Annotated in this window: 24 protein-coding genes; 12 read left to right on the top strand and 12 right to left on the bottom strand. The window is 67.1% G+C overall.

The features are described from left to right. Nucleotides 1–33: 33 nt before the first annotated feature. The 3 genes from QTI05_RS23955 to QTI05_RS23945 form a co-directional block, all read right to left on the bottom strand. On the bottom strand, nucleotides 34–3,180 hold the full coding sequence (locus QTI05_RS23955) for an efflux RND transporter permease subunit (protein ID WP_286619942.1): 3,147 nt from the start codon (nucleotides 3,178–3,180) through the stop codon (nucleotides 34–36). Continuing rightward, complete coding sequence (locus QTI05_RS23950; protein WP_286543280.1) at nucleotides 3,177–4,349, bottom strand: efflux RND transporter periplasmic adaptor subunit; 1,173 nt, start codon at nucleotides 4,347–4,349, stop codon at nucleotides 3,177–3,179. The genes QTI05_RS23955 and QTI05_RS23950 overlap by 4 nt, the downstream gene beginning before the upstream one ends. A gap of 106 nt (nucleotides 4,350–4,455) precedes the next feature. Further along, nucleotides 4,456–6,366, bottom strand: coding sequence for a potassium transporter Kup (locus tag QTI05_RS23945; RefSeq protein WP_286619941.1), 1,911 nt, complete (start codon nucleotides 6,364–6,366; stop codon nucleotides 4,456–4,458). Nucleotides 6,367–6,410: 44 nt separating this feature from the next. On the opposite strand from QTI05_RS23945, the gene hpnC reads away from it, so the two are divergent. The 5 genes from hpnC (at nucleotide 6,411) to QTI05_RS23920 (ending at nucleotide 11,196) form a co-directional block, all read left to right on the top strand. Further along, complete coding sequence (hpnC, locus tag QTI05_RS23940) at nucleotides 6,411–7,250, top strand: squalene synthase HpnC (protein ID WP_286619939.1); 840 nt, start codon at nucleotides 6,411–6,413, stop codon at nucleotides 7,248–7,250. A 45-nt stretch (nucleotides 7,251–7,295) separates the two neighbouring features. Beyond that, nucleotides 7,296–8,138 carry a presqualene diphosphate synthase HpnD gene (hpnD, locus tag QTI05_RS23935; protein ID WP_286543273.1) on the top strand — a complete coding sequence of 281 codons (843 nt, stop codon included), beginning with the start codon at nucleotides 7,296–7,298 and terminating at the stop codon, nucleotides 8,136–8,138. An 11-nt stretch (nucleotides 8,139–8,149) separates the two neighbouring features. Next, a complete protein-coding gene (gene hpnE / locus QTI05_RS23930; protein WP_286619937.1) occupies nucleotides 8,150–9,406 on the top strand; it encodes a hydroxysqualene dehydroxylase HpnE in 1,257 nt (418 codons plus the stop codon). Between the two features lie 108 nt (nucleotides 9,407–9,514). Next, the gene (locus tag QTI05_RS23925; protein WP_286619934.1) at nucleotides 9,515–10,264 is read left to right on the top strand and encodes a DUF6345 domain-containing protein; all 750 of its coding nucleotides are present in this window, start codon (nucleotides 9,515–9,517) and stop codon (nucleotides 10,262–10,264) included. A 2-nt stretch (nucleotides 10,265–10,266) separates the two neighbouring features. Beyond that, nucleotides 10,267–11,196, top strand: coding sequence for a hypothetical protein (locus QTI05_RS23920; protein ID WP_286619932.1), 930 nt, complete (start codon nucleotides 10,267–10,269; stop codon nucleotides 11,194–11,196). A gap of 16 nt (nucleotides 11,197–11,212) precedes the next feature. Here QTI05_RS23920 and QTI05_RS23915 read toward each other — a convergent pair whose 3' ends face one another. Then, on the bottom strand, nucleotides 11,213–11,965 hold the full coding sequence (locus QTI05_RS23915; protein WP_286619930.1) for an HAD family hydrolase: 753 nt from the start codon (nucleotides 11,963–11,965) through the stop codon (nucleotides 11,213–11,215). A 15-nt stretch (nucleotides 11,966–11,980) separates the two neighbouring features. Between QTI05_RS23915 and hemH the strand changes: the two genes are divergently transcribed. From hemH to QTI05_RS23900, 3 genes are read left to right on the top strand one after another with little or no spacing between them, the layout of a single operon-like run. Next, a complete protein-coding gene (hemH, locus tag QTI05_RS23910) occupies nucleotides 11,981–13,012 on the top strand; it encodes a ferrochelatase (protein WP_286619928.1) in 1,032 nt (343 codons plus the stop codon). A gap of 13 nt (nucleotides 13,013–13,025) precedes the next feature. Next, nucleotides 13,026–14,387: a cache domain-containing protein gene (locus QTI05_RS23905; RefSeq protein ID WP_286619926.1), complete on the top strand. Its 1,362-nt coding sequence runs from the start codon at nucleotides 13,026–13,028 to the stop codon at nucleotides 14,385–14,387. Further along, nucleotides 14,384–15,022 (top strand): response regulator transcription factor, encoded by a 639-nt coding sequence (locus tag QTI05_RS23900; protein ID WP_286619924.1) that lies wholly within the window; start codon nucleotides 14,384–14,386, stop codon nucleotides 15,020–15,022. The genes QTI05_RS23905 and QTI05_RS23900 overlap by 4 nt, the downstream gene beginning before the upstream one ends. Here QTI05_RS23900 and QTI05_RS23895 read toward each other — a convergent pair. Genes QTI05_RS23895 through hppD form a run of 4 tightly spaced genes read right to left on the bottom strand, consistent with a single transcriptional unit; the run spans nucleotide 14,979 to nucleotide 18,802 of the window. Then, a complete protein-coding gene (locus QTI05_RS23895; protein WP_286619923.1) occupies nucleotides 14,979–15,419 on the bottom strand; it encodes a DUF1801 domain-containing protein in 441 nt (146 codons plus the stop codon). The genes QTI05_RS23900 and QTI05_RS23895 overlap by 44 nt on opposite strands. Nucleotides 15,420–15,439: 20 nt before the next feature. Continuing rightward, the gene (locus QTI05_RS23890; protein ID WP_286619921.1) at nucleotides 15,440–16,798 is read right to left on the bottom strand and encodes a class II 3-deoxy-7-phosphoheptulonate synthase; all 1,359 of its coding nucleotides are present in this window, start codon (nucleotides 16,796–16,798) and stop codon (nucleotides 15,440–15,442) included. Further along, on the bottom strand, nucleotides 16,795–17,679 hold the full coding sequence (gene phhA, locus QTI05_RS23885; RefSeq protein ID WP_286619919.1) for a phenylalanine 4-monooxygenase: 885 nt from the start codon (nucleotides 17,677–17,679) through the stop codon (nucleotides 16,795–16,797). Before phhA ends, QTI05_RS23890 begins: the two co-directional genes overlap by 4 nt. A 37-nt stretch (nucleotides 17,680–17,716) precedes the next feature. After that, a complete protein-coding gene (hppD, locus tag QTI05_RS23880; protein ID WP_286543252.1) occupies nucleotides 17,717–18,802 on the bottom strand; it encodes a 4-hydroxyphenylpyruvate dioxygenase in 1,086 nt (361 codons plus the stop codon). A 226-nt stretch (nucleotides 18,803–19,028) separates the two neighbouring features. Between hppD and QTI05_RS23875 the strand changes: the two genes are divergently transcribed. Together QTI05_RS23875 and QTI05_RS23870 are read left to right on the top strand one after the other, a co-directional pair. Then, nucleotides 19,029–21,095, top strand: coding sequence for a carbon starvation CstA family protein (locus QTI05_RS23875; protein ID WP_286619917.1), 2,067 nt, complete (start codon nucleotides 19,029–19,031; stop codon nucleotides 21,093–21,095). Beyond that, nucleotides 21,092–21,310: a YbdD/YjiX family protein gene (locus QTI05_RS23870; RefSeq protein ID WP_286543246.1), complete on the top strand. Its 219-nt coding sequence runs from the start codon at nucleotides 21,092–21,094 to the stop codon at nucleotides 21,308–21,310. Before QTI05_RS23875 ends, QTI05_RS23870 begins: the two co-directional genes overlap by 4 nt. Before the next feature lie 26 nt (nucleotides 21,311–21,336). On the opposite strand, the gene QTI05_RS23865 is transcribed toward QTI05_RS23870, so the two are convergent. Then, complete coding sequence (locus tag QTI05_RS23865) at nucleotides 21,337–22,353, bottom strand: 1-aminocyclopropane-1-carboxylate deaminase (RefSeq protein WP_286543244.1); 1,017 nt, start codon at nucleotides 22,351–22,353, stop codon at nucleotides 21,337–21,339. Nucleotides 22,354–22,490: 137 nt separating this feature from the next. Between QTI05_RS23865 and QTI05_RS23860 the strand changes: the two genes are divergently transcribed. Both QTI05_RS23860 and QTI05_RS23855 read left to right on the top strand, forming a co-directional pair. Further along, nucleotides 22,491–22,976, top strand: coding sequence for an Lrp/AsnC family transcriptional regulator (locus QTI05_RS23860; RefSeq protein ID WP_286619915.1), 486 nt, complete (start codon nucleotides 22,491–22,493; stop codon nucleotides 22,974–22,976). An 88-nt stretch (nucleotides 22,977–23,064) separates the two neighbouring features. Then, on the top strand, nucleotides 23,065–23,331 hold the full coding sequence (locus QTI05_RS23855) for a hypothetical protein (RefSeq protein WP_286543239.1): 267 nt from the start codon (nucleotides 23,065–23,067) through the stop codon (nucleotides 23,329–23,331). On the opposite strand, the gene QTI05_RS23850 is transcribed toward QTI05_RS23855, so the two are convergent. From QTI05_RS23850 to QTI05_RS23840, 3 genes are read right to left on the bottom strand one after another with little or no spacing between them, the layout of a single operon-like run. Next, on the bottom strand, nucleotides 23,313–23,819 hold the full coding sequence (locus QTI05_RS23850) for a DUF1993 domain-containing protein (RefSeq protein ID WP_286543234.1): 507 nt from the start codon (nucleotides 23,817–23,819) through the stop codon (nucleotides 23,313–23,315). The genes QTI05_RS23855 and QTI05_RS23850 overlap by 19 nt on opposite strands. Nucleotides 23,820–23,870: 51 nt before the next feature. Next, the gene (locus QTI05_RS23845; RefSeq protein WP_444812959.1) at nucleotides 23,871–24,740 is read right to left on the bottom strand and encodes an alpha/beta fold hydrolase; all 870 of its coding nucleotides are present in this window, start codon (nucleotides 24,738–24,740) and stop codon (nucleotides 23,871–23,873) included. A 2-nt stretch (nucleotides 24,741–24,742) separates the two neighbouring features. Further along, nucleotides 24,743–25,819 carry a branched-chain amino acid ABC transporter permease gene (locus QTI05_RS23840; RefSeq protein WP_286543231.1) on the bottom strand — a complete coding sequence of 359 codons (1,077 nt, stop codon included), beginning with the start codon at nucleotides 25,817–25,819 and terminating at the stop codon, nucleotides 24,743–24,745. Nucleotides 25,820–25,834: the final 15 nt, after the last annotated feature.

The raw sequence follows: 25,834 nt of genomic DNA, 5'->3' as shown, positions 1-25,834 counted from the left end.
GACCACCCGCTCGAAATCGGTCAACCGCGCATTTTAAACGCTAACGGGGGCCTGTTCCGGTTCCCGCCTGACGCGGAATGCAGCGGCGTACATGGCGGGCAGTGCCAGCAGGGTCAGCACGGTGGCCACGATCAGCCCGCCCATGATCGCCACCGCCATCGGCCCCCAGAAAACACTGCGCGACAACGGGATCATCGCCAGCACGGCCGCCGCCGCGGTCAGCACGATCGGCCGCAGCCGCCGCACCGCCGACTCGACGATCGCGTCCCAGGCCGGCACGCCGGCCGCCCGGTCGCTCTCGATCTGGTCGATCAGGATCACCGAATTGCGCTGGATCATGCCCATGAGCGCGATCACGCCAAGCAGCGCGACAAAGCCGAACGGCCGGTTCAGCAGCAGCAGCGCCGCCGCCACGCCGGCAATGCCGAGCGGCCCGGTGATGAACACCAGCAGCGACCGGCTGAAACTGTGCAACTGCAGCATCAGCAGCGTGAACACCAGGAACAGCATGATCGGCACGCCCGCCACGATCGACGAAGAGCCCTTGCTGCTCTGCTCGACGGCGCCCGCCACGTCGATGCGGTAGCCACCCTCCCCGGCCGCATGCCACCTGGCTTCGAGCGCGCGCAATTGCGGCAGGAGTTCGGCCGTGACGGTGGCGCCCTGCAGGCCCTCGACGATGTCGCCCTGCACGGTGATCGCGTAGTCGCGGTTCTCGCGCCACATCACGCCCGGCTCCCAGGTGAACACCGGCTTGGCGATCTGCGTGAGCGGAATCGAGCGGCCCGAGGTGGTCGGCAGATAGGCGTTGCCGATGTCCGAGATCGCCTCGCGTTCGTCGGGTGACTGCCGCAGCACGATGTCGATCAGGCGATCGTTCTCGCGGTACTGGCCGACAGTGGTGCCGCTGAACATGGTCCTGGCCGCCTGCGCGATGGCCTGGCTGGTAACGCCGAGCGCGCGCGCCTTGGCCTGGTCCACCTCGAGGCGGATCACCTTGACCGATTCGTTCCAGTTGTCGTTGACGCCCCGCATGTTGGCGTTGTCGCGCATCACGGCCTTGACCTCGTCGGCATGCACGCGCAACTGCGCCGGATCGGTGCCGATCACGCGGAACTGCACCGGGTAGGCCACCGGCGGCCCGTTCGGCAGCAGCTTGACGCGGCCGCGCACCTCGGGAAATTCCTGCGCCAGGATCGTCGGCAGCTTGAGGCGCAGCAGTTCGCGCTGCTTCAAGTCCTTGCTCAGCACGATCAGCTGCGACACGTTGCTCTGCGGAAACACCTGGTCCAGCGGCAGGTAGAAGCGCGGCACGCCGGAGCCGATCCAGGTGCTCACGGTCGCGACGCCGCTCTCCTGCAGAAAGCGCTGTTCGACCCGCTTGGCCACCTCTTCGGTGGCCTTGAACGAGGTGCCCTCGGGCGACCACAGGTCGACCAGGATCTCCGGGCGGCTCGAATCAGGGAAAAACTGCTGCTGCACCTTGCCCATGCCGACGATGCCCAGCGCGAAGATCAGCACGGTGGCAGCGATGGTCAGCCAGCGGTATTCCACGCACCAGTTCACCGCGCGCCGGAAGGTGTTGTAGAACGGCGAATCGAACAGCTCGTGCGGCGGTGCATCCGGATCGTGCGGCTTCACCTTGAGCAGCAGGGTGCCGAGGTAGGGCACGAAGTAGACCGAGACGATCCAGCTCAACACCAGCGCGATCACGGTCACCGCGAAGATCGCGAAGGTGTATTCGCCGGTCACCGATTTGGCGATGCCGATCGGCAGGAAGCCGGCCGCCGTGATCAGGGTGCCCGTGAGCATCGGCATCGCCGTGACGTCGTAGGCAAAGGTGGCCGCACGCACCTTGTCGTAGCCCTCCTCCATCTTGCGCACCATCATCTCGACCGCGATGATGGCGTCGTCCACCAGCAGGCCGAGCGCGATGATCAGCGAGCCGAGCGAGATCTTGTGCAAGCCGATGCCGAAGTAGTTCATCGCCAGGAAGGTCACGGCCAGCACCAGAGGAATCGTGATCGCCACCACCAGCCCCGGCCGGATGTCGACGTACCAGCCGAAGCGTCCGCCCTTGTGCAGGCCGAGCGCGATGAAGCTCACGGCCAGCACGATCGCCACGGCCTCGATCAGCACATGCACGAACTCGTTGACCGAGGTCGACACCGACACCGGCTGATCCTGCACCTGCGCGAGCTTCACGCCCGCGGGCAGTTGCTTGTCGATCTGGGCCGTGGCCGCGTGCAGCGCCTTGCCGAGCGCAATGATGTCGCCGCCCTTGGCCATCGAGATGCCGAGCGCAACCACTTCCTTGCCCTGGTGCCGCACCTTGACCGAGGGCGGGTCGATGTAGTCGCGGCGGATGTCGGCAATGTCGCCGAGCTTGAGCTGGTTGCCCGAGCTGCCGCGGATCGGCATCTCCCGCAACTGTTCGATGTTGGTGAACTGGCCGCCCACGCGCACCTGCACCACGTCGAGCGGCGACTGGATCGTGCCTGCACTCTCCACCGCGTTCTGCGAACCGATCTGCGCCAGCACGGCGTTGAAGTCGAGGCCCAGCTGCGCCACGCGCTTCTGCGACACCTCGATGTAGACCTTTTCGTCCTGCACGCCGAACTGGTCGACCTTGGCAACGTCTTTCACGCGCAGCAGCTGCTGGCGCACGTCGTCGGCCAGGTTGTGCAGTTCGGCGTGGCTGAAACCCTCGCTCTCGAGCGCGTAGATCACGCCGTAGACGTCGCCGAAGTCGTCGTTGAAGAACGGCCCCTGCACGCCGGCCGGCAGCGTGCTGCGCATGTCGCCGATCTTCTTGCGCACCGTGTACCAGACGTTCGGCACCTCGCTGGCCTTGGACGAATCCTTGATCTCGAAAATGATCTGCGACTCGCCCGGCTTGGAATAGCTGCGGATCTTGTCGGCGTACGGCGCCTCCTGCAGCGAGCGTTCGAGCTTGTCGGTGACCTGCTCGGCCACTTGCTGTGCCGTCGCGCCCGGCCAGTAGGTGCGCACCACCATGATGCGGAAGGTGAAGGGAGGGTCTTCGTCCTGGCCGAGCTGGAAGTAGGCGGCAAAGCCCAGCAGCATCAGCACGAACATGAGGTAGCGCGTGAGCGGCCCGTGGTCGAGCGCCCATTTGGACAGGTTGAAACCGGTGCTGCCGGCGTCCGGCGTGCTCATCGGGCCGCACCCGAAGCGGCCGGCGCGACAGTCTTGACGGCGCCCGGCGCCGGGGCAACGGGCGTTCCGCCCACTTTCGATTCGTAGACCGTGACCTTCTGGTTCGGCGACAGCACGTGCACGCCAGCCACCACCACCAGCATGCCGGGCGTGAGGCCGCCGGCCACCACGGCCTCGTTGCCGTCGGCCGTGGCCAGTTGCACCGGCTGCGAGCGCACCGTCATCGTCGCCTTGTCGAGCACCCAGACCGCAGTGGCCTTCCCTTCCTCGCGCAACGCGCTGGTCGGCAGCTTGATCACTGGCGTTCCACTGCGCGCCAGCGACTTGGGCCGAGCGTAGACGGTGGCGCCGAGCGCGGGCGCATCGGCCGCATCGATCGCGACCTTGACGCTGTAGGTGCGCGTCACCGGGTCGGCACTGGCAGCGACCTCGCGCACCGTGCCTTCCTGCTCGCTGTCGTTGGCCCAGCCCCGCACCGTGACGGGTGAGCCCACCTTGACGAAACCGGCGCGGTCTTCCGGCACCGCGAACACCACGTCGCGCGGGCCGTCCTGCGCGATGCGCACCACCGTCATGCCGGCCGTAACCACCTGGCCTGGCTCGGCTTCGACCGCCGTGACCACGCCCGAGACGTCGGCCACCAGCGTGGTGTAGCTGGCCTGATTGCCCTGCGACGACAGTTGTGCCTGGGCCTGCTCGAGTTGGGCCTGCGCGGCCTTGTAGGTGGTTTCGCGGCGCTCGAGTTCGGCGCCGCTGATGAAGTTCTGTTCCTTCAACTCGCGGTAGCGCTTGAGGTCAGCAGACGCCAGGTCACGGTTGGTCAACGCGGCGGCCGACTGGGCCCGGGCCGCCTCGGCGGCAAGGCGGTAGTCCTGCGGATCGAGCTGCGCCAGCACCTGGCCCGCCTTGACGTGCTGCCCCAGGTCGACCTGGCGCTTGATGATCTTGCCCGCAACGCGAAAGCCCAGGCGCGACTCGACGCGGGCCTTGACCTCGGCCGAGAACTCCGGCTCGCTGGCGAAGGCGCTGGCACCGATGGTGATGACCTTGACCGCGCGCACCGGCTCTTCGGGCGGCGGCGGCTTGGTGCAGGCGGCCAGCGCCGCGATCAGGAGCAATGCGGCACCGCAACGCAGCGGCGTGGCACGGATGGAGGAAAACGCGGTCATGGGACACCTTGATTGAGCTGACAGGGGTCATTAATGACCAGCCGGTTAGTAATCTAGGGTAAACGCGAAAGGCTGTCAATAACTGCGGCGTCCCGACCGCCCCGATTCAGGTTCGCTGGCCCATTTCGACCAGGCGGTTGCCGGGCAGCTGGAAGTAGTCCGAAGCCCGGCCCGCATTGCGCTGCAGCCAGCCGAACAGCGCGCGCCGCACCGGATTCATGCCCGGCAGATGCGCGTCGATCACCGAGGCGCGCGAGGTGAAGTACGAGGTGCTCATCGACTCGCAGGCCACGCCCTTCTGGTAGGCAAAGATGCGGATGAACTCTGGCACGTCGGGCCGTTCCATGAAGCCGTGGCGAGCCACCACCGACCAGACGCCGTGCCCCAGGTCTTCGGCCGTGATGCGGTGCGCCGCGTCGACGCGCGGCGTGGCGCTGGGCTGTACCACCAGCGTGATCACCTGCTCGTGCAGCACCTGGTTGTGCTTGAGGTTGTGCAACAGCGCATGCGGCACCGAGTCGGCGTCGCCGTTCAGGAACACGGCCGTGCCGCGCACCCGGTGCGGCATGCTGGCGGCCAGCGATTCGATGAAAGGCCGCAGCGGCAACTGATTGGCCTCGGCTGCCTGCAGTCCGAGGCGGCGGCCCTTGGCCCAGGTGGTGAAGATCACCATCATGAACACCGCCACGGCCAGCGTGAGCCAGCCGCCTTCGGCCACCTTGAGGCTGTTGGCGACCACAAAGGTCAGGTCGATGGCCGCGAACACGAGCACACCGACCAGCACCGCCACCCGGTTCCAGCGCCAGAGCTTGTAGGCCACCACACCGGCGAGCAGCGTGGTCGTCACCATCGTGATCGACACCGCGATGCCGTAGGCCGCCGACAGCGCGCTCGAGCTGCGAAAGCCGACCACCAGCAGCAGCACGCCGACCATCAGGATCCAGTTGACCGCCGGCACATAGATCTGGCCGATCGCCGACCCCGAGGTCTGAACCACGCGCATGCGCGGCAGATAGCCCATGCGCATGGCCTGCGCGGTGAGCGAGAAGGCGCCGGAAATCACGGCCTGCGAGGCGATCACGGTCGCCATCGCCGCCAGCACCACCATCGGCACCACGGCCCAGGCCGGGAACATGCGAAAGAACGGGTTGTCGACCGCTGCCGGGTTGCCCAGCACCAGCGCGCCCTGCCCGAAATAGTTGAGCGCCAGGCCCGGCATGGCGATGAAAGTCCAGGCCAGCCGGATCGGCCGGGCGCCGAAGTGCCCCATGTCGGCATAGAGCGCCTCGCCACCGGTGAACGCCAGGAACACCGCGCCCAGCACTGCCAGCGACTGCGCGCGGTGCGTCACCAGAAAGCCGATCGCGCGGCTCGGATCGAGTGCTGCCAGCACCTGCGGCTGCTTCACGATCTGCAACGCCCCGGCCACGCCGAGCACCACGAACCACAGCAGCATGACCGGGCCGAACACCTTGCCGACCGCCTCGGTGCCGAGGCGCTGCACCGCGAACAGCGCAATGAGGATCAGCAGCGTGATCGGAATCACGAACGGCTTGAGCGCATGCGCTTCGACCTCCAGCCCCTCGACCGCCGACAGCACCGAGATCGCCGGTGTGATGAGGCTGTCGCCGTAGAACATCGCGGCGCCCACGAGCCCGAGCAGGCCCAGAACTTTCCACATCCAGGGCCGCGTGTCGGTGCCCTCGGCCGCGTGACGCGCCAGCGCCTGCAGCGCCAGGATGCCGCCCTCGCCGTCGTGGTCGGCGCGCAGCACGAACACCACGTACTTGAGCGAGACCACCACCATCAGCCCCCAGAAGATCAACGACAGCAGCCCCAGCACGGCGTCGGGGCTGAAGGCCACGCCGTGGTCGGGGTTCAGCGTTTCCTTGAAGGCATAGAGCGGCGAGGTGCCGATGTCGCCGAACACCACGCCGAGCGCGGCCATCATCAGGCCGGCACCGCCGGCAGCATGCGGCGCAGCGCCGGTCGGGGAAGAGGAGGTGGTGGTGTTCATGGCGTGCGGCGGGATCGTAACGCGCGTGCCTGACAATCCTGCGCGTGCCAGATCACTACGAAAACTTTCCGGTCGCGTCCTGGCTCTGCCCGCCGCGGCTGCGCCCGCCGATCGCCGCGATTTACGCATTTGCGCGCACGGCCGACGACATCGCCGACGAAGGCGACGCTTCGCCCGCCGATCGGCTCGCCGCGCTGCAGGCCTACCGCGCCGACCTTGCCGCTACCGCACGCGGCGCTGCGGCCTCGGCGCGCTGGCCCGAAGTGTTCGGCCCGCTCGCGGTGGCCATGCGCGACTTCGCGCTGCCCGAGCCGCTGCTGGCCGCCCTGCTTTCGGCTTTCGCGCAGGACATCGAGAAAACCCGCGACGGTGCCGCCTACGCCGACCGCGCCGAGCTGCTCGACTACTGCGCCCGTTCCGCCAACCCGGTCGGCCGCCTGCTGCTGCACCTGTGCGACGTTCAAGACGTCACCGCGCTGGCGCAGAGCGACGCGATCTGCAGTGCGCTGCAACTCATCAACTTCTGGCAGGACCCGAGCGTGGATCTGCCGCGCGGCCGCCTCTACTTTCCGCTGGCCGATTGCGCGGCGCACGGCGTCACGCCCGAAAGCCTCATCAAGTCTTGCGGGTCGGCCCCGCCTGCACGGGAAGCTATCAATTTGATAGCAAGCGAGGCCGCATGGGCGCGCGGGCTGATGCAGCAGGGTGCACCACTCGTGCACCGGCTGCCGGGCCGCATGGGGTGGGAGTTGCGCTTCGTGGTGCAGGGTGGCCTGCGCATCCTCGACAAGATCGAGGCGCTGGGCTTCGACACGTTGCGGCACCGCCCCACCATCGGCGCCGCCGACGCACCGCTGCTGGCATGGCGCGCGCTGCGCATGTGACCCGTCCGGTCGCCGACAATCGCGCCCAATGATTTCGCAGCCACGATGACCACGCCCGAGCAATACGTCCAGGAGAAGGCCGCCGCTTCAGGCAGCAGCTTCTACTACGCCTTTCTGTTTCTGCCCAAGCCGCGCCGTGCGGCGATCACCGCGTTCTACGCGTTCTGCCGCGAGATCGACGATGTCGTCGACGAGGTGCGCGATCCCGGCGTGGCCGCCACCAAGCTGGCCTGGTGGCGCACCGAAGTCGCGCAATCGTTCGCCGGCGAGCCGCGCCATCCCGCAATGAAGGCGCTGATGCCCCACACCGCCGGGTTCGGCATCGAGGCGAAGCAACTGCTGCAGGTGATCGACGGCTGCCAGATGGACCTGGAACAGACCCGCTACCTCGCGTTTCCCAACCTCGCGCAGTACTGCCACCTGGTCGCCGGCGTGGTGGGCGAGGTCGCGGCGCGCATCTTCGGCCAGACCGATCCGCGCACCACCGGCTACGCCCACAAGCTGGGCCTGGCACTGCAACTCACCAACATCATCCGCGACGTCGGCGAAGACGCGCTGCGCGGCCGCATCTACCTGCCGGTGAACGAGTTGCAGCAGTTCGACGTGAAGGCGCACGAATTGCTGAACCGCGTGTACTCCGAGCGCTTCGTGGCGCTCATGAAGTTCCAGGCCGAACGCGCCCATGCTGCCTACGACGAGGCGCTGGCCCTGCTGCCCGCCGCCGACCTGCGCGCGCAAAAACCCGGCCTCATGATGGCCAGCATCTATCGCACCCTGCTGCGCGAGATCGAGCGCGACAACTTCCAGGTGCTGAACCAGCGCGTGAGCCTCACGCCCGTGCGCAAGCTGTGGCTGGCATGGCGCGTGCAGGCGCTCGGAAAGATCTGAAGCATCGCACCATGAAACTCGCGGTCATCGGCGCCGGCTGGGCCGGCCTCGCGGCTGCGGTCACGGCCTCGGAAGCAGGCCACCAGGTCACGGTGTTCGAAGCTTCGCGCGCACTCGGCGGCCGTGCGCGCGGGTTGCCGGCCATGCTGGCCGACGGCAGCGCCATCACGCTCGACAACGGCCAGCACATCCTGATCGGCGCCTACAGCGAGACCTTGCGCCTGATGCGGCTGGTCGGCGTCGATGTCGACGCAGCACTGCTGCGCACGCCGCTGGCGCTGGTGTTCCCGGATGGCACCGGACTGCGGTTTCCAAAGCTGCCGGCGCCGCTCGATGCCCTGGTCGGCATCCTCGGCGCACGCGGCTGGTCATGGCACGACAAGCTCACGTTGCTGCGCGCCGCCACCGGCTGGCAGCGCGCCGGATTCAGCTGCGACGCGCAGCGCTCGGTGGCCGAACTCTGCGCTGCGCTCACGCCGCGCGTGCGCGCCGAAATGATCGACCCGCTCTGCGTCTCGGCCCTCAACACGCCGGCCGCCGAAGCCAGCGGCCAGGTCTTCCTGCGCGTGCTGCGTGACGCGATGTTCGGCGTGAGCGGCGGCTCCAACCTGCTGCTGCCCCGGCAAGACCTCGGTGTGCTGTTCCCCGAGGCTGCGGCACGCCGGATCGGCGAACGCGGCGGTCGCGTCGCGCTCGGCCATCGCGTCCACGCCATTGCGCCGGACGCGGGCGGGGGCTGGCGCGTCGACGACGAAAGCTTCGACGCGGTACTGCTGGCCTGCCCGCCTGCAGAAGCGGCGCGACTGGCCGAGGCCAGCGCTGTCGACGCCGCGGCCTGGTGCGCGCAGGCCCGCGCGCTGCGCTTCGAGGCCATCACCACTGTCTACCTCGAAGGCGGCCACCGCCTGCCCGAACCGATGCTTGCGCTGCGCTCGACACCCGATGCGCCCGCACAGTTCGTGTTCGACCGCGGCCAGCTCGGTGGCCCGGCCGACCTGTGGGCGATGGTGGTCAGCGCGAGCAGCACCGAGCGCGCCGCGCTCGAAGCACAGGTCTGCGCGCAGGCCGCCGCACAACTGGGCTGCCGGCAGCCGCGCGTGCTGCAAACGGTGGTCGAGAAACGTGCCACCTTCGCCTGCACGCCGGGCCTGCAGCGCCCGCCGATGCAGATCGCGCCGGGACTGAGCGCTTGCGGCGACTACGTCGAAGGCCCCTACCCCGCGACGCTCGAAGGCGCGGTGCTGAGCGGCGTAGCGCATACGGTCTAGCGCAACCCTCGTACTTCGGCGGGTGGATGTGCCCTGCGCGCCAAGCGCGCTCAATCCGGATTCGACCCGCAATCCAGCGGGATCGAGCAACGGAAAGGGGCAAGCAGCATGGCGAACTTCGGCATCGATGCGATCCGCTACTTCAATCACGCGCGGGCTGCGGGCGTGAGCACGGCGGACGATCTGACCTACACCTTCAACCGGGCCAACGGCTTCGACAGCAAGCTGCGCGGCGCCGGGCATACGCGCTCGTTCTACTGGGCCAACACCGACTGTTGGGAAACCGACATCCGCGACACCGACCAGGGTGGCGACGACCGCACCTATGTCGACAACGTCGACCTGTTCTGGATCGAGACCCACGGCGGCCACGAAGGCGACGGCCAGGCCCGAATGCTGTTCGACACGCCGCAGACCGCCTGGCGCACCTACTCCGGCAAGTGGCAGCTCGGCGAGAACTGGAACGCCGAGTGGGTCATGGCGTACTCGTGCGAAACAGTCGACCGCAACAACGTGGTGGGCCTGTGGAACATCTTTGCCGGGCTGCACATCTACTGCGGCGCATGGGACAGCATGTACGACGGCTTCACCACCGACGAATGCGGCGAGGACGTGGCCGACAACCTGGTCCATGGCCACACGGTCTCGCAGTCGTGGCACGACGGCGTGTCGGACTGGGCGGTCGACAACCACCCGATCACGGTCTGCGTCGGCGATGCGGCGACCTGGAACAACGGCAACATCCGCTGGGATCGAAGCTACCTGAACCGCGACCACCTCTGGGGCCACGGCAACGTGGAGCCCGATCTGCCGCCGAGCCGGCAGGCCTGCATTCTGTGGCGCTGGACGGAGGGCTGATCATGGACATCAATGCACTGATGGAATCGCTCGCGTCCTCCAGGCTGGATGTGCCCGCCGAACTCGGCATCCTCGAGCTGCGCCGCGCGTCGATCGACGAACTGCAGCGCCGCCTGCGCAAGTTCCTCAAGGCCGGCGGCGAAGCCTGCGACAGGAACCTGGACCGCGGCCAGTGGACGACGCACGAAGACCGCACGCTGGTCCGCCTGCCGCAAGGTGCCCATGCCGTGGTCTACCACGCGTCGGGTGCGGTCAAGCTGGCGGCCGGGCTCGCGCCGATGGAATGGATGTTCAAGGAGATCGAGTCCAGGGAGGCGCTGACCGGGCGCGCCGAAGGCTTTGTCAAGTTGCTTGGCCTGCACGACAACCTGGGCCGCGGCGAAACGCTCGCTTTCGAGCGCCTGTGGCAGATCAAGGCCAGCGCCGCGGATCGGTCGGGCAAGGCGATCGCTCCCGTACTGTGCCGCGCGGTCGGCGCTTTCCGGCAGCACATCGATGGCGTGCCGGTGCTCGGCCCGGCGTCGGTGGCGGTGCAGATCGCCGCTGAGGGCGTGCTGGATTCGTTGTCGCTGCTGATGCGCAGTCCGAGCGGCGAGGTCTTCGAGAAAGCCAAAGTCCTGCACCCCGAGCGGGCTCTGCGGCAGATCGGCCAGCAACTGGCAGCGCGCTTCGGCCAGGCCAAGGGCGAGGTCAGCGTGGAGAGCCGTGACGGACTACGCTTCGGCTACCTGAGCCTGCCCAAACGCAAGTCGCAGCGGCTGCTGGCGCCGGTCTACATGGCCACCATCGAAGTGGCGCATGCACTGGAGCGGCAGGCGTTCGTGATGGTCGTTCCGGCGACCGAAAAAAGTTATCTGCCGCTCGACCTGCCGGGCGCCGAAAGCCTGATCGGGCAGACCGGCAAGCTCGGCGCACGCCGTTGCTGCTGTTGAAGCGAGGGGCGCGGCGTCAGTCGCTCGACTCGCCCTGCCCGGCCTCCAGCGCCAGGCACAGCGCATGCAGGTTGGGCACGATGAGTTGCGGCCGTGCATCCTGCGGCCAGGACTGCACCGCATCGCCGCCGGCGCGCACCAGCCAGGCTGCCTGCATGCCGGCGTTGAGTGCGCCCACCACGTCGAGCTCGGCGTCGTCGCCCACATGCAGGATGTCGCGCGGCAGCAGGCCGACCGACGCCGCCGCGGCGCGGAAGATCGGTGCATGCGGCTTGCCGCTGCCGAAGCCCTGCGCATTGAACGCGGTGCGGAACCAGCGGCCCACGCCGGTGCGGTGGATGTCGGCGTTGCCGTTGGACACCGCCACCAGCGGGTAGCGCTCGCTGAGCCACTTGAGTGCGGGCAAGGCATCGTCGTAGAGCTTGACCTTCTGCCGCGCAGCAAAAAAAACCTCGAACGCCGGTTCGGCCAGCGTCGGGTCTTCACCGCCCCGCTTCAGCGCGGCGCGGATCGATTCGAGCCGCAGCGCGCTCATGTCGTGCGCCAGGTCGGAACGCTCCCTGACCGTGGCTTCGCGCAGCTCGCGCAGCACGCCCGGCGTGATCAGCAAGGCGGCGGTTCGCGGCGCCGACGTCTCCAGCCATTTGTGCAACGTGCGCTCGGCGTATTCGATGGTCGGCCAGATCGGCCAGAGCGTGTCGTCAAGGTCGAGCGAGATCGCGGCGATGCGTTTCACGTCGAGCATGGGAGCCAGGCCGGCAGAGGTCATGCCTCAGAATACCGCATGCCCTTTCGCCCTGAACCGCCTGCAGTTTCTCCTGCCGACGAGCGCGTTGCCGTGCTCTGGTGCAACCTCGGATCGCCCGACGAACCCACCGCCCGCGCCGTGCGGCCCTACCTCTCGCAGTTTCTGCACGACCCCCGTGTGGTCGAGATTCCACGCGCCATCTGGTGCCTGATCCTGCACGGCATCATCCTGCGCACGCGGCCGGCCCGATCGGCCGCCAAGTACGCGAGCGTGTGGCTGCCCGAAGGCTCGCCGCTCAAGCTCTGGACACACAGGCAGGCCGTGCTGCTGGCCGGCTGGCTCGGCGAGCGCGGCCACCGCGTGATTGTTCGCGATGCGATGCGCTATGCCAGCCCGTCGATCGCCTCGCAACTCGACGCGCTCAAGGCCGAAGGCGTCACGCGCGTGCTGGTGCTTCAGGCCTACCCGCAGTACTCCGCAACCACCACCGCCAGCGTGATCGACGCGGTAAACGACTGGATGCGCACGCTGCGGCGGCTGCCGGAGCTGCGCTTCGTCAACCAGTACCACGACGAGCCGCTCTACATCGAGGCGCTTGCGCAAAGCGTGCTCGCGCACTGGCAACAGCACGGCCAGCCCGACCAGCTGGTGATGAGCTTTCACGGCATTCCGGCGCGCAACATCCAGCTCGGCGATCCGTACCAGGCGCAATGCCTCGAAACTGCGCGCCTGCTGGCCGAACGGCTGCAGCTGTCGCCCGACCAGCACCGCGTGACCTTCCAGTCGCGCTTCGGCCGCGCCACCTGGCTGGAGCCCTACACCGAGCCGACGCTGCGCCTGCTCGGCGCCAGCGGCACCGGCCGCGTCGACGTGATCTGTCCGGGCTTTCCTGCCGACTGCCTCGAGACGCTGGAAGAGATAGCGATGGAGGGCCGCGACGCCTTTCTGCAGGCGGGCGGCAAGGAGTTCCACTACATCCCGGCGCTGAACGACAGCCCGGCCTGGATCACGGCGCTCTGTGCCGTTGCCGAACGCAACCTGGCCGGCTGGCCGACCTACCCGGCCTGAGCTCCGTTCGCCCGTGAAGCTCCGCACCAAGATCATTGCACTCGCCGTCGCGCCGCTGCTGATCGCGCTGGTGCTGGTAGCTCTTGCCGTGCGCCATCAGGAGCGCGACCTGGCGCAGCGCGAGCGCGCGCTGATCGAGCAGACCTACATGGCGCAGCGGCGCAACGAATTGCGCAGCTACGTGGAGCTCGCCCTCAGCGTCGTGCGGCCGCTGTACGACGCGGGGCTGGACGACGACGCGACCCGCAACGAGGCGCTGCGCCGGCTCGCTGCACTTGACTACGGCGACGACGGTTATTTCTTCGTCTACGACCTGGACGGCCGCTCGCTCATGCATTCGCGCCAGCCCGAGCTGGTCGGGCAGAACCTGCGGGAGCTACGGGATTCGCAGGGGCGCCCCACCATCCAGGATCTGATCGCGCAGGCGCGCCGAGGCGGCGGCTTCGTCGAGTACCAGTGGCGCAAGCCTTCGAGCGCGCAGACCGCGCCCAAGCTCGGCTACGTGACCGCGCTGCCGCGCTGGAACTGGATGGTCGGCACCGGCCTCTACCTCGACGACATCGAGTCAACGATGAATACGCTAGACCGGCAGATGAACGTCAACGTGACCACCACCATGCTCTGGATCGCCGGCATTGCGGCGCTCTGCCTGGGCGTGGTCAGCGCCGCCGGGCTGCTGCTGAACCTCAGCGAGCACCGCGTTGCCGAAGCCAAGCTGCGGCTGCTGGCACGCCAGGTCGTGCAGTCGCAGGAAGACGAGCGCGGCCATCTGGCGCGCGAACTGCACGACGGCACCAGCCAGACACTGGTGTCGGCCAAGCTGCTGATCGAATCCGCAGTCGATGCGCTGGAGCGCACGCACCAGGTCGCGCCGCCGGCGTTGGGCAAGGCGCTGCAGCGGCTCAACGATTCGCTTTCGGAGGTGCGGCGCATTTCGCACCGGCTGCGGCCGGCCCTGCTCGACACGCTTGGCTTGCCGGCCGCACTCGAACGCCTGGGCGAAGAGTTCGGCGAGGAAGGCGCGGTCGCTGCCTCGGTCGTGGTGCACGGCACGCCGCGCGAGCTTCCGCAGGAAGTGAAGACCGCGCTGTTCCGCGTGACGCAGGAGGCGCTGACCAATGTGCGCAAGCACGCGCGGGCGCAGCAGGTTCGCATCGCGCTGGACTTCGATGCGGACGGCGTGCGGCTCGAAGTCGGCGACGACGGCACCGGCTTCGATGTCGATGCCATGCAGCTCGATCCGCGCCGCGGCATCGGCCTGCGCAACATGCGTGAGCGCGTGGCAGCCATCGGTGGGCGCCTGCGCGTGCGCTCGGGCGGCAGCGGTACATCGATCCTGGCCGACGTGCCGGCGGACGGCGCGGAACCCGCATGACGCAGCGCGCCGTGATTCGCCTGTTCCTGGTCGACGACCACCCGCTGGTGCGCGACGGCCTGCGCGCCCGCCTCGATCCGCTGCCGACGCTCGAGATCGTCGGCGAGGCAGGCAGTGCCGCCGAAGCCTTGAACGCCATCGAGTCGCTGCAGCCGGACATCGTGCTGGCGGATGTCGGCATGAAGGACATGAACGGCATCGAGCTGGCCGCGCTGCTCCAGCAGCGCCAGCCGGCGGCGCGCGTGGTGATGCTCAGCATGTACGACAACCCCGAGTACGTGCAGCAGGCCTTGCAGGCCGGCGCGCGCGGCTATGTGCTGAAGGACGCACCGGCGTCCGAGATCGTCGCCGCCATCGAAGCCGTGGCCGCGGGCGGCACCTTCCTGAGCCCGGCCGTCTCGCAGCGGCTGTTCCGCAACCAGGCGCCCAAGCCGCTGCTCACGCCGCGCGAGAGCGAGATCCTTTCAGCGCTGGGCCGCGGCGAGTCGAGCAAGCAGATCGCGCGCGACCTGAACCTGAGCGTGCGCACGGTCGAGGCGCACCGCCAGAGCATCAAGCGCCGGCTCGGTATCGAAGGCCAGGCCGAGCTGATCAAGTACGCGGTGGAGCACGCTCGCCAGTTCGATCGCGGCTAGGTTTCGACTTGCGGGAACTGTTGAGGTCGATCGCTTGGCGAATGAGCGCCTTGAAGGCGGACTCGTCGACTTCTTCTCCTTCGTGGATGTCGATCGCGCGGCGTGCGTTGCCGTCGAGGCTCGCGTTGAAGAGACGGGCCGGATCCTTCAGCGACGCGCCCTTGGCGAAGGTCAGCTTCACCTTGTCCTTGTAGGATTCGCCGGTGCAGAGGATGCCGTCGTGCGACCACACCGGCGTGCCCATCCACTTCCACTCCTCGACGACGTCCGGGTCTGCTTCCTTGATGAGCTTGCGCATCCTGCCAAGGGTTTCCCCACGCCAGTCCCCGAGTTCGGCGATTCTTTTCGAGATGAGTTGCGATGCCGGCTGGCCTTGGTTCGTGTCTGACTTTTTCATGGCCTCATCCTAGGAGTTCTTCAGCCCGACTTGTGTGCAGCCTTGAGCACGGCTGCAATCTGGAACGCCAGTTCCAGGCTCTGCGACCCATTCAGTCGTGGATCGCAGGCACTCCTATAGCGCGCCGACAGCCCTTCGTCGGTCAGTTCCTGCGCGCCACCGCGGCATTCGGTGACGTCCTGCCCGGTCATCTCGAAGTGCAGGCCTCCGGCGTAGGTGCCTTCCTGCCCGTGCGCGGCAAAGAAGCCCCGGAGTTCCTGGAGGATGCGTTCGAAGTCTCGCGTCTTGAAGCCGTTGGACGAAGTCACGGTGTTGCCGTGCATCGGGTCGCAACACCAGACCGGCGTGCGTCCGGCGCGGCGAACGGCACGCAGAAGAGGCGGCAATCGATCCGCCACCCTGTCGCTTCCCATGCGCGTGATCAGCACCAGCCGGCCGGGCTCCTGATCTGGATCCAGTACATCCATGAGCCGAAGCACGTCGTCCGGGCTGGCGGATGGCCCCAGCTTCACACCGATCGCGTTGCCCAGGCCGCGCAAGTACTCGACATGGGCACCATCGAGCCGGCGCGTGCGCTCGCCCAGCCAGAGCATGTGAGCCGAGCCGCCGTACCAGCTGCCAGTCCGCTCGTTGAAGCGCGTCAGCGCCTCCTCGTAGTGCAGGAGCAAGGCCTCGTGCGAGGTGTAGAACTCGACCGCGTGCAGTTGCGGCGTCCGGCGCGCGTCGAACCCGCACGCTTCCATGAACGCCAGCGACTGGGTGATGCGATCGGCGAGCTCTTCGAAGCGCTCGCCCTGCGGACTCGAACGGACGAAGTCCGCGGTCCATCGATGCACTTCGTGCAGATCGGCGAAACCGCCTTGGGCCAGGGCGCGCAGCAGGTTCAGCGTGGTCGCTGAATGCGAGTACGCCGTCAGCAGCCGAGTGGGGTCAGGCTGCCGCGCGTCCGCCGTGAACGCACTGCCGTTGATGATGTCCCCGCGGTAGGAGGGCAATGCCACCCCGTCCTGCACTTCCGTGTCGGAGGAACGCGGTTTGGCGAACTGCCCGGCAATGCGCCCGACTTTCACCACCGGGCAGGCCGCGGCGTAGGTCAGCACGACGGCCATCTGAAGAATTACGCGGAAGGTGGACTCCACCGGCCCCTGGCCGTATTCATCGAAACTCTCGGCGCAATCCCCGCCCTGCAGCAGGAAGGCCTCGCCCCGGGACACGGCCGCGAGACGCTCACGCAGCTGCGAGATTTCACCCGGAAAGATCAGTGACGGCAGGCCGGAAAGGCGCCGCTCCGTCTCCTGCAGCGCATGCGTGTCGTGATACGACGGCATCTGCAGCGCGGTGTGACTTCTCCACGAGGATGGCTGCCAGACAAGACTCATGCTTTCGCTTCAGCGCGCTTGGCGTCGTGATACCGGCCGGTGCCTCTTGCGAGCACGGCGTCGGACGCGAGCACCGTGCCGGGCTGGTAGTCGGGCTGCCCGGCAATGCGCTGGTACAGCGGCGCGAAGTCGATCTTTGCGAGTTCGAGCAGCTGATCCAGGTTGTCGATGACGAAGTAGCTTTCCTGGAAATCGTCGATCCGGTAGTTGGTTCGCATGACGCGCTCAAGATCGAAGCCGATGCGATTGGGCGATGCGTCGTCCAGCGAAAAAACCGTCTCGGTGAACGACGAGGCGATGCCGGCGCCGTAAATGCGCAGGCCGTCGGCCTGCTTGAGGAGACCGAACTCGACCGTGTACCAGTACACCCGCGCCAGCTTGTCGAGCACGCCGAGCTTTTGCGCGCGCAAGCCGCCTTCGCCATAGGCCTGGATGTAGTCGGCAATGGCCGGATTCATCAGCATGGGCACATGGCCGAACACGTCGTGGAACACGTCGGGCTCTTCCAGGTAGTCCAGCTCGTTCGGCTTGCGGATGAAGTGGCCGGCCGGAAAGCGCCGGTGTGCCAGATGCTCAAAGAACACCTCGTCGGGCACCAGGCCCGGCACCGCCACCACCTGCCAACCGGTCTTTTTCATGAGGACATCGCTCAGCCTGCGGAAATCTGGGATCTCGTCTGCCCCGATCGGCAGGTTGCGCATGCCTTCGACGAACTCGTCGCAGGCGCGGCCGGGCAGCAGTTTCGACTGACGCTCGAACAGGGTTTTCCAGACGCCATGTTCGGCGCCGGTGTAGGCGTCCCAGCCCTGGTCGATGGTCCAGTCCGCGCGTTCGGGCCGGGCCGCATCGCCAGCGGCCAGGCCATGTTTCGTCTTGGCCATGTCGGTGTCCAACTCTTTGAGTTGCTGCAGCATGGTGCTAGCTGGTCTGCAACACGCCGCGGCGCACCTGGTCGCGCTCGATCGACTGGAACAGAGCCTTGAAGTTGCCCTCGCCGAAACCGTCGCTGTAGTCGCCCTTGCGCTGGATGAACTCGAAGAACACCGGGCCGCCGAACGCCGTCTCCGAAAAAATCTGCAGCAGCAGGCGCGGCTGGCCGCCTTCGGTGGTGCCGTCCAGCAGGATGCCTCGGGCCTGCAGTTCGGCGATCGGCTCGCCGTGGCCCGGCAGGCGCGTCTCGAGCATCTCGTAGTAGATGTCGTTCGGCGCGGTCATCAGCGGAACGCCGGCAAGCCCGATCCGGTCGATGGTGTCGATCAGGTTGTCGCTCAGGAGGGCGATGTGCTGGATGCCTTCGCCGTTGAACTTCATGAGGTACTCCTCGATCTGGCCCGAGCCCTTGGACGATTCCTCGTTCAGCGGGATGCGGATCTTGCCGTCGGGCGCCGTCAGCGCCTTGGACGTGAGGCCCGTGTACTCGCCCTGGATGTCGAAGTAACGGATCTCGCGGAAGTTGAAGATCTTCTCGTAGAAGTTGGCCCAGAAGGTCATGCGGCCGCGGTAGACGTTGTGCGTCAGGTGGTCGATCACCTTCAGGCCGTGGCCCGGCGGATGGCGCTCCACGCCCTCGATGAACTCGAAGTCGATGTCGTAGATCGACTTGCCGTCCTCGAAGCGGTCGATCAGGTACAGCGGCGCGCCGCCGATGCCCTTGATGGCAGGCAGGCGCAGCTCCATCGGGCCGGTTGCAATCTCGATCGGCTGCGCGCCCAGTTCCAGCGCGCGGGCGTAGGCCTTGTGCGAATCCTTGACGCGAAACGCCATGCCGCAAGCCGAAGGCCCGTGCTCGGCGGCGAAGTACGCGGCCGGGCTGTTGGGTTCGCGGTTGACGATGAAGTTGATGTCGCCCTGGCGGTACAGCACGACATCCTTGGAACGGTGCCTGGCCACCAGCGAGAAACCCAGCTTCTCGAAGAAGGGCTCCAGCGTGTCGGGCGTGGGTGAGGCGAACTCGACGAACTCGAAGCCTTGCAGGCCCATCGGGTTTTCGAACAAATCGGTCATGTAGGTCTCCAGCGAGGGGCGTTGAATCGGGTGGACAGATGCTACGCAGTAGGCAGCGCAGCATTCCTGCAATCTGCAGGCGCGCACCGATCGCCATGCAGGAATCCGTCTTTTTCCGGGTTTTCCATTACGCAATGCCACGCAGCCCACCCGCGCGGTGCGACGGATGCCCGCGCGGCGCAGGCTCGCGACACTCCTTCGGGACATATACCAAGGAGACATCCGCATGCACAACATCCGCCGCCATCTGGTGTGGCTCATCGTGGCCGTGATCGGCGCATTCGCATTGGGAACGGTGGCCCTGGCCCGCGGCGAGGCGATCAACGCCTTGTGGGTCGTGGTCGCAGCCCTTTGCACCTACCTGATCGCCTACCGCTACTACAGCCTCTTCATTGCCGACAAGGTACTGGGTCTGGACGGCAACCGCAAGACGCCGGCGCACCGCCACAACGACGGCCTGGACTACGTGCCGACCGACAAGAACGTGCTGTTCGGCCACCACTTCGCGGCCATCGCCGGCGCCGGCCCGCTGGTCGGCCCGGTGCTCGCGGCACAGATGGGGTACCTGCCGGGCCTGCTCTGGATCCTGGCCGGCGTGGTGTTCGCAGGTGCGGTGCAGGACTTCATCATCCTGTTCATCTCGACACGGCGCGACGGCCGCTCGCTCGGCGACCTGATCAAGCAGGAAATGGGTGTCGTGCCGGGGATGATCGCGCTGTTCGGCACCTTCATGATCATGATCATCATCCTCGCGGTGCTGGCGCTGATCGTGGTGAAGGCACTGGCCGAATCGCCCTGGGGCACCTTCACGGTGGCGGCGACGATTCCGGTGGCGGTGTTCATGGGCGTGTACCTGCGCTACATCCGGCCTGGGCGCATCGGCGAGGTCTCGGTGATCGGGTTCGTGCTGCTGATGCTCGCGATCTTCGGCGGCCAGGCCGTGAGCCAGAGCGCCACCTGGGCGCCGCTTTTCACCTTCGACGGCAAGGCGCTGACCTGGATGCTGATCGGCTACGGCTTCATCGCCGCCAGCCTGCCGGTGTGGCTGCTGCTGGCGCCGCGTGATTACCTGTCGACCTTTCTGAAGATCGGCACCATCGTCGCACTGGCGATCGGCATCGTGTTCGTCGCGCCGACGCTGCAGATGCCCGCCATCACCCAGTTCGCGCAGGGCAACGGCCCGGTGTGGTCGGGCAGCCTGTTCCCCTTCCTCTTCATCACCATCGCCTGCGGCGCGGTGTCGGGCTTCCATGCGCTGATCTCTTCGGGCACCACGCCCAAGATGCTCGACAACGAACGCCATGCGCGCTTCATCGGCTACGGCGGCATGCTGGCCGAATCCTTCGTCGCGGTGATGGCGCTGGTGGCTGCCTCCTGCATCGAGCCAGGCGTGTACTTTGCGATGAACAGCCCGGCGGCGCTGGTCGGCACCACACCGGCGGCGGTGGCGCAGACCATCTCGAGCTGGGGCTTCATGGTCACGCCCGAGATGCTGCTGCAGACCGCCAAGGACGTGGGCGAGACCACCATCCTCGGCCGCACCGGCGGCGCGCCGACCCTCGCCGTGGGCATGGCGCACATCCTGCACCAGGCCATCGGCGGGCCGGCCATGATGGCCTTCTGGTACCACTTCGCCATCCTGTTCGAGGCGCTGTTCATCCTGACGGCGGTGGACGCCGGCACGCGCGCCGGGCGCTTCATGCTGCAGGATCTGCTGGGCAGCTTCGTGCCGGCGCTCAAGCGCACCGACTCATGGCCGGCCAACCTGGTGGCCACCGCCCTGACAGTCGCGGCCTGGGGCTACTTCCTCTACCAGGGTGTGGTCGATCCGCTGGGCGGCATCAACACGCTGTGGCCGCTGTTCGGCATCTCCAACCAGATGCTGGCCGCGGTGGCGCTGATGCTGGGCACCGTGGTGCTGTTCCGCATGAAGCGCGAGCGCTATGCGTGGGTGACGGTGGTGCCTGCCGTCTGGCTGCTGGCGTGCACCTTGACCGCGGGCTGGCAGAAGATCTTCTCGTCCGACCCCAAGGTCGGCTTCCTGGCCCATGCCGCCAAGTACGCCGACGGCCTGGCGCAGGGCGTGCTCATCGCGCCGGCGAAGACGCCCGAAGCCATGTCGCGCATCATCTTCAACGACCGGCTCGATGCTGCCCTGTGCGCGCTCTTCATCTTCGTGGTGCTGAGCGTGCTGTTCTACAGCGTGCGCACCTCGCTTGCTGCACGCGCGGCCCACAAGCCGACCGCGCGCGAAACGCCCTTCGAGCCGCTGCTGCCTTCGGCCGCGTCATGATGGGAGCGCCGGGCGCCACGCTGCCGGAGGCCGGGCGCTACCTGGCGCGCTCGCTGGGCGCAACACTGCGCCTGATGGTGGGCCAGCCGGACTACGACACCTACCTGCGCCACATGGGCCGCACGCACCCGGAGCAGGCACCGATGAGCTACGAGGCCTTCTTTCGCGAGCGGCAGGAGGCCCGCTACGGCGGTGGCAAGGGGCGCTGCTGCTGAGGCGCAGGCGCCGGTGAAGGTTTGCTTCAGCCGTTGCGGAAGATGAAGCTGTAGGCGTTGAGCGCCGGCACGCCACCAAGGTGTGCATACAGCACCTTCGAGCCCGCGGGGAATTCACCGAGCCGCACCTTCTCGATCATGCCGTGCATCGACTTGCCCTCGTACACCGGGTCGGTCAGCATCGCTTCCATGCGCGCGCAGAGGCGGATCGCCTCGAGCGTGCCTTCGTTCGGCAGCCCATATTCCGGGCCACCGAAGCGTGTATCGAGCACCACGTCCTTTTCGGTGATGTCGCGCTCCAGTTCGACCAGCTTCGCCGTGCTCTTCGCAATGCGCAGGATCTGGTCGAAGGTCTGTTGCGGCTTGGCCGATGCGTCGATGCCGATCACGCGGTCGGCACGTCCGTCGGCCGCAAAACCCACCACCATGCCGGCCTGCGTGCTGCCGGTGACGGCACAGGTCACGATGTAGTCGAACTTGAAGCCCAGCTCGGCCTCCTGCTGCCGCACTTCTTCGGCGAATGAGACGAAGCCAAGGCCGCCTTTCGGATGCTCGGAGCAGCCGGCGGGAATGGGGAACGGCTTGCCGCCGGCCTGGCGCACGCTGTCCATTGCGTCCTGCCAGCTCTTGCGGATGCCGATGTCGAAGCCGGCCGCGTCGAGCCGCACGTCGGCGCCCATGATGCGCGACATCTCGATGTTGCCGACGCGGTCGTACACCGCATCGGAATAGTTGACCCAGTTCTCCTGCACCAGCACGCACTTCAGGCCCAGGTGCGCCGCCACCGCGGCCACCTGCCGGGTCTGGTTCGACTGGATGCCGCCGATCGACACCAGCGTGTCGTAGCCACCCTCGAGCGCTTCGGGGATCAGGTACTCGAGCTTGCGTGTCTTGTTGCCGCCGAAAGCCAGGCCGCTGTTGCAATCTTCGCGCTTGGCATAGAGCTCGACCTTGCCGCCGAGGTGGGCGCTGAGCCGCTTGAGCGGCTGGATCGGCGTAGGGCCGAAGGTGAGTGGGTGGCGCGGGAATTTCTGCAGGTTCACGGGACGATTCCTTGTTCAAGACGTGAGGGGAATCGTAGGAAGATTCAGACTTTCGATGGTTGCGAATTTATTGCCTTTTGAGAAATCAATCTCCATCGGATTTAGCATCTGTCGATATTTATTCCGAGAATTGATCGATGAGCACAACAAAATTGTCCGCCAAGGATGAACTTGATCGTACCGACCGGGCGATCCTTCGCGCGCTGCAGCGCGATGCCTCGGTGTCCAACGTGGCACTGGCCGCCAAGGTCAACCTGAGTGCGCCGGCCTGTCTGCGCCGGGTCGAACGCCTCAAGGCCATGGGCTTGATCAAGCGCGTCGTCGCGCTGCTCGACGCGCAGGCGCTCGACTACGGCACGCTGGTGATGATCGGCGTGGTGCTGGACCGCTCCACGCCCGAGTCCTTCGCCGATTTCGAGAAAGCCGTGCAGAAGGTGTCGGGTTGCCTCGAGTGCCACGTGGTCACCGGCGAGTTCGACTATTTCATGTTGGTGCGAACCCGCGACAACGACAGCTACAACCGGCTGCACGCCGAACAGTTGCTGTACCTGCCAGGTGTGCGGCAGATTCGCACCTTCATGGTGTTGAAGCAGGTGCTGTCGACGACGCAACTGCCGCTCTAGCGGCGCGGCCTATTGCGAACGGAAGATGTCGCATCTGCACCATCCGGCGACTTGACCGCGACTGCCGGACGCGTCATTCTCATGGCACATGAAACGCGTCTTCAAGGTTGCCGTCACCGTCCTCGCCCTGCTCGCCTGCATCGTCGCGCTGGGCGCCGTCGCTTCGCTGTTGTTCGAGGCGTTCATGGGCGTGCGCGGCGACTTCGGGCCGCTCGGCATGCTGCTTCTGGTGGCATTGCTGGTCGGCCAGTGCCGCATCCTCTGGGTGCTGGTGCATCCTGGCGCGGCTGCGCAGCCATCGGCCGCGCAAGCGCCAAAGACCATGCCGCCCGCCGCTCAGGCGCGGCCGAGGTAGTCGCGCTTGCCGATCTGCACGCCCTTGTGGCGCAGGATGTCGTACGCGGTCGTCACGTGAAAGAAGAAGTTCGGCAACGCAAAGTGCAGCAGGTAGGGCTGGCCGACAAAGGCGAGCTCGGTGGCGCCGGCCTTCATGGTGAAGGTGCGCTCCTCGCTGCCTTCGAACGCTTCGCGCGGCACGCTCTGCAGCCAGCCTCGGGTGTTGGCGATGCGCGCCTGCAGTTCTTCGAAGGTGGTTTCGGTGTCGGCAAAGCTCGGCGCCGCGACGCCGGTGAGGCGCACCACGGCCAGCTTGCTCGCGTCGCTCGCGCCCTGGATCTGGAACGACAGCGGCCGCATGTCTTCGGCCAGCCTGGCCTGCACCAGCGTGGCCGGGTCGATGCCAGTGGCCTGCGCGTGCGCCAGGCCCTTGTCGAGCAGGTGCGAGAGCTGCTTCAGGTTGTGCAGGAAGACGGTGACGGAGGCGTCGTACATCGTGAGGGACATGGCTGGCTTTTCTGCTGTGTGGTTGGGCGCGCGATTGTGGCGCGAACCCGCTCAGCCTGCAGCGGCGCGAATGAAAGCCTCGATCGGCTCCAGATGCCCGGGCACGTTGAGCGCCGGCGCATGGCCACAGCCCGGCACCTCCAGCACCTGCAAACCGCCCCGCGCGCCGGGCCCACGGCCGCGCATCGCGGCGAGGGTTTCGGGCCGCACCAGGTCGGAATCGATCCCGCGCAGGCACAGGACCGGCGCGTCGATCGCGTCGTAGTGCGGCCAGATCCTGTAGTCGTCCGGATGCGCGACAAACTGCCGCACCATCGCCGGGTCGTAGTGCGGCGTCACACGGCCGTCAGGCAGGCGGCGGGTCGAGGTTTCGGTCAGGCGGCGCCATTGCGCATCGCTGAGCCAGCCGTAGGGCTTGTAGACGGTGCGGAAGAAGGCTTCGAGCTCCAGCACGCTGTCGAAGGCCGGCGGACTGCCGGCATAGGAGCGGATGCGTTCGATCGCCGATTGCGCAAGCTCGGGCGCGTTGTCGTTGAGCACCAGGCTGGCGATGCGCTGCTTCATGCGCGGCTGCGCCAGCCCCGACGCGCACACCATGCCGATCGCGCCACCCATCGAGGTGCCGACCCAATGCAGGCGGTCGAGCGCGAGCTGCTCGCAGAACGCGTCGGCGAGTTGCGCGTAGAACGAGAGCTGGTACTCGTCGTCAGGCGCCGTGCTCCATTGGCTCAGGCCGCGGCCGATGGTGTCGGGGCACAGCACGCGAAAGCCCCGCTCGGCAAAGTGCAGTGCCAGCTCGTCCATGTCGCGCCCGGTGCGCGCCAGCCCGTGCCAGGCCACGATGACCTCGCCCTCGCGCGGGCCCCAGTCCATGAAGTGGATCTCGCGGCCCAGAAGCTGCACGTAGTTCGACGAGGACATGTTCATCTCGGCGCCCCCAATGCCCTCGCCCGCAGGCGGCCGACGATGCCGGTCGGGAAGTAGTACACCGACAGCACGAACAGCACCCCCAGCCACAACAGCCAGCGGTCGGGCGACAGCAGCGCAGAAAGCCAGGGCAGCCCGCTCGCGGCCTCGCTACCGAGCCGCAGCAAATCCTGCAGGTAGCTCTGCGCCACCACGAACAAGGTGGCGCCGATCACCGCGCCGTAGATCGTGCCCATGCCCCCGATCACCACGATCAGCAGCACATCGACCATGATCTCGAAGCTCAGCGAGGTGTCGGGCCCGTTGTAGCGCAGCCAGATCGCGAGCATCGCGCCGGCCAGCGTGGCGAACAGCGCCGACAGCACGGCGGCTGTGGTGCGGTACACCACCACGCGGTAGCCGATGGCCTCGGCGCGGAACTCGTTCTCGCGGATCGCCTGCAGCACGCGGCCGAACGGCGAGTTCACGATGCGCAGCAGCGCGAGCACCAGCACCACGGCCACCACGAACAGCATGTAGTAGCACAGCAGCCGCCCGTCGAGCGACACGCCCAGGAACGGCTCATCGGCAAACTCGAAGCTCGGCGAGATCAGCTCGGGCAGCTTGAAGGTCAGGCCATCCTCGCCACCGGTGAAGTCCGACAGCTGCGAGGCCAGCGTCTGGAATGCCGACGCCACCGCCAGCGTGATCATCGCGAAGAAGATCGCGCGCACCCGCAGCGAGAACAGCCCGATCGCAAAGGACAGCACCAGCGACACCACGAGCGACGCGCCCAGCCCGGTCAGCAGCGCACCCCATCCGGCGCCGAGCCGTGTCGCCGAGATCGCGATGCCATAGGCACCGATGCCGAAGAACATCGTGTGCGCGAAGCTCACGATGCCGGTGTAGCCCAGCAGCAGGTCGAAGCTCGCCACCAGCACGACGAACACCAGCACCTTGGCCGCCACGCTGAGCGCCTTGACGCCCGGGAAGATGAAAGGCGCAAAGGCCAGCGCGATGAACAGCGCGACCAGCAGCAGCGCGAGCAGGCGGCTGCGCGGCGTGTCGTTGGAGAGAAGACGTTTCAGGAACATGGTCGGGGTCTCTTC

Source organism: Variovorax fucosicus (genome assembly GCF_030316825.1).
GTDB lineage: Bacteria > Pseudomonadota > Gammaproteobacteria > Burkholderiales > Burkholderiaceae_C > Variovorax > Variovorax fucosicus.
The sequence above is the reverse complement of the archived record's forward strand: the minus strand, read 5'-3'. Positions and strand labels throughout refer to the sequence as shown.

Coding starts and splice junctions, on each gene's coding strand:
- QTI05_RS23955 (WP_286619942.1), bottom strand. CDS start 3,180: ATGAGCACGCCGGACGCCGGCAGCACCGGTTTCAACCTGTCCAAATGG.
- QTI05_RS23900 (WP_286619924.1), top strand. CDS start 14,384: ATGACGCAGCGCGCCGTGATTCGCCTGTTCCTGGTCGACGACCACCCG.
- QTI05_RS23890 (WP_286619921.1), bottom strand. CDS start 16,798: ATGAGTCTTGTCTGGCAGCCATCCTCGTGGAGAAGTCACACCGCGCTG.
- QTI05_RS23920 (WP_286619932.1), top strand. CDS start 10,267: ATGGACATCAATGCACTGATGGAATCGCTCGCGTCCTCCAGGCTGGAT.
- hppD (WP_286543252.1), bottom strand. CDS start 18,802: ATGACCGATTTGTTCGAAAACCCGATGGGCCTGCAAGGCTTCGAGTTC.
- hpnD (WP_286543273.1), top strand. CDS start 7,296: ATGACCACGCCCGAGCAATACGTCCAGGAGAAGGCCGCCGCTTCAGGC.
- QTI05_RS23850 (WP_286543234.1), bottom strand. CDS start 23,819: ATGTCCCTCACGATGTACGACGCCTCCGTCACCGTCTTCCTGCACAAC.
- QTI05_RS23875 (WP_286619917.1), top strand. CDS start 19,029: ATGCACAACATCCGCCGCCATCTGGTGTGGCTCATCGTGGCCGTGATC.
- QTI05_RS23925 (WP_286619934.1), top strand. CDS start 9,515: ATGGCGAACTTCGGCATCGATGCGATCCGCTACTTCAATCACGCGCGG.
- phhA (WP_286619919.1), bottom strand. CDS start 17,679: ATGGCCAAGACGAAACATGGCCTGGCCGCTGGCGATGCGGCCCGGCCC.
- QTI05_RS23845 (WP_444812959.1), bottom strand. CDS start 24,740: ATGTCCTCGTCGAACTACGTGCAGCTTCTGGGCCGCGAGATCCACTTC.
- QTI05_RS23855 (WP_286543239.1), top strand. CDS start 23,065: ATGAAACGCGTCTTCAAGGTTGCCGTCACCGTCCTCGCCCTGCTCGCC.
- hpnE (WP_286619937.1), top strand. CDS start 8,150: ATGAAACTCGCGGTCATCGGCGCCGGCTGGGCCGGCCTCGCGGCTGCG.
- QTI05_RS23895 (WP_286619923.1), bottom strand. CDS start 15,419: ATGAAAAAGTCAGACACGAACCAAGGCCAGCCGGCATCGCAACTCATC.
- QTI05_RS23860 (WP_286619915.1), top strand. CDS start 22,491: ATGAGCACAACAAAATTGTCCGCCAAGGATGAACTTGATCGTACCGAC.
- QTI05_RS23840 (WP_286543231.1), bottom strand. CDS start 25,819: ATGTTCCTGAAACGTCTTCTCTCCAACGACACGCCGCGCAGCCGCCTG.
- QTI05_RS23950 (WP_286543280.1), bottom strand. CDS start 4,349: ATGACCGCGTTTTCCTCCATCCGTGCCACGCCGCTGCGTTGCGGTGCC.
- QTI05_RS23915 (WP_286619930.1), bottom strand. CDS start 11,965: ATGACCTCTGCCGGCCTGGCTCCCATGCTCGACGTGAAACGCATCGCC.
- QTI05_RS23945 (WP_286619941.1), bottom strand. CDS start 6,366: ATGAACACCACCACCTCCTCTTCCCCGACCGGCGCTGCGCCGCATGCT.
- hemH (WP_286619928.1), top strand. CDS start 11,981: ATGCCCTTTCGCCCTGAACCGCCTGCAGTTTCTCCTGCCGACGAGCGC.
- QTI05_RS23870 (WP_286543246.1), top strand. CDS start 21,092: ATGATGGGAGCGCCGGGCGCCACGCTGCCGGAGGCCGGGCGCTACCTG.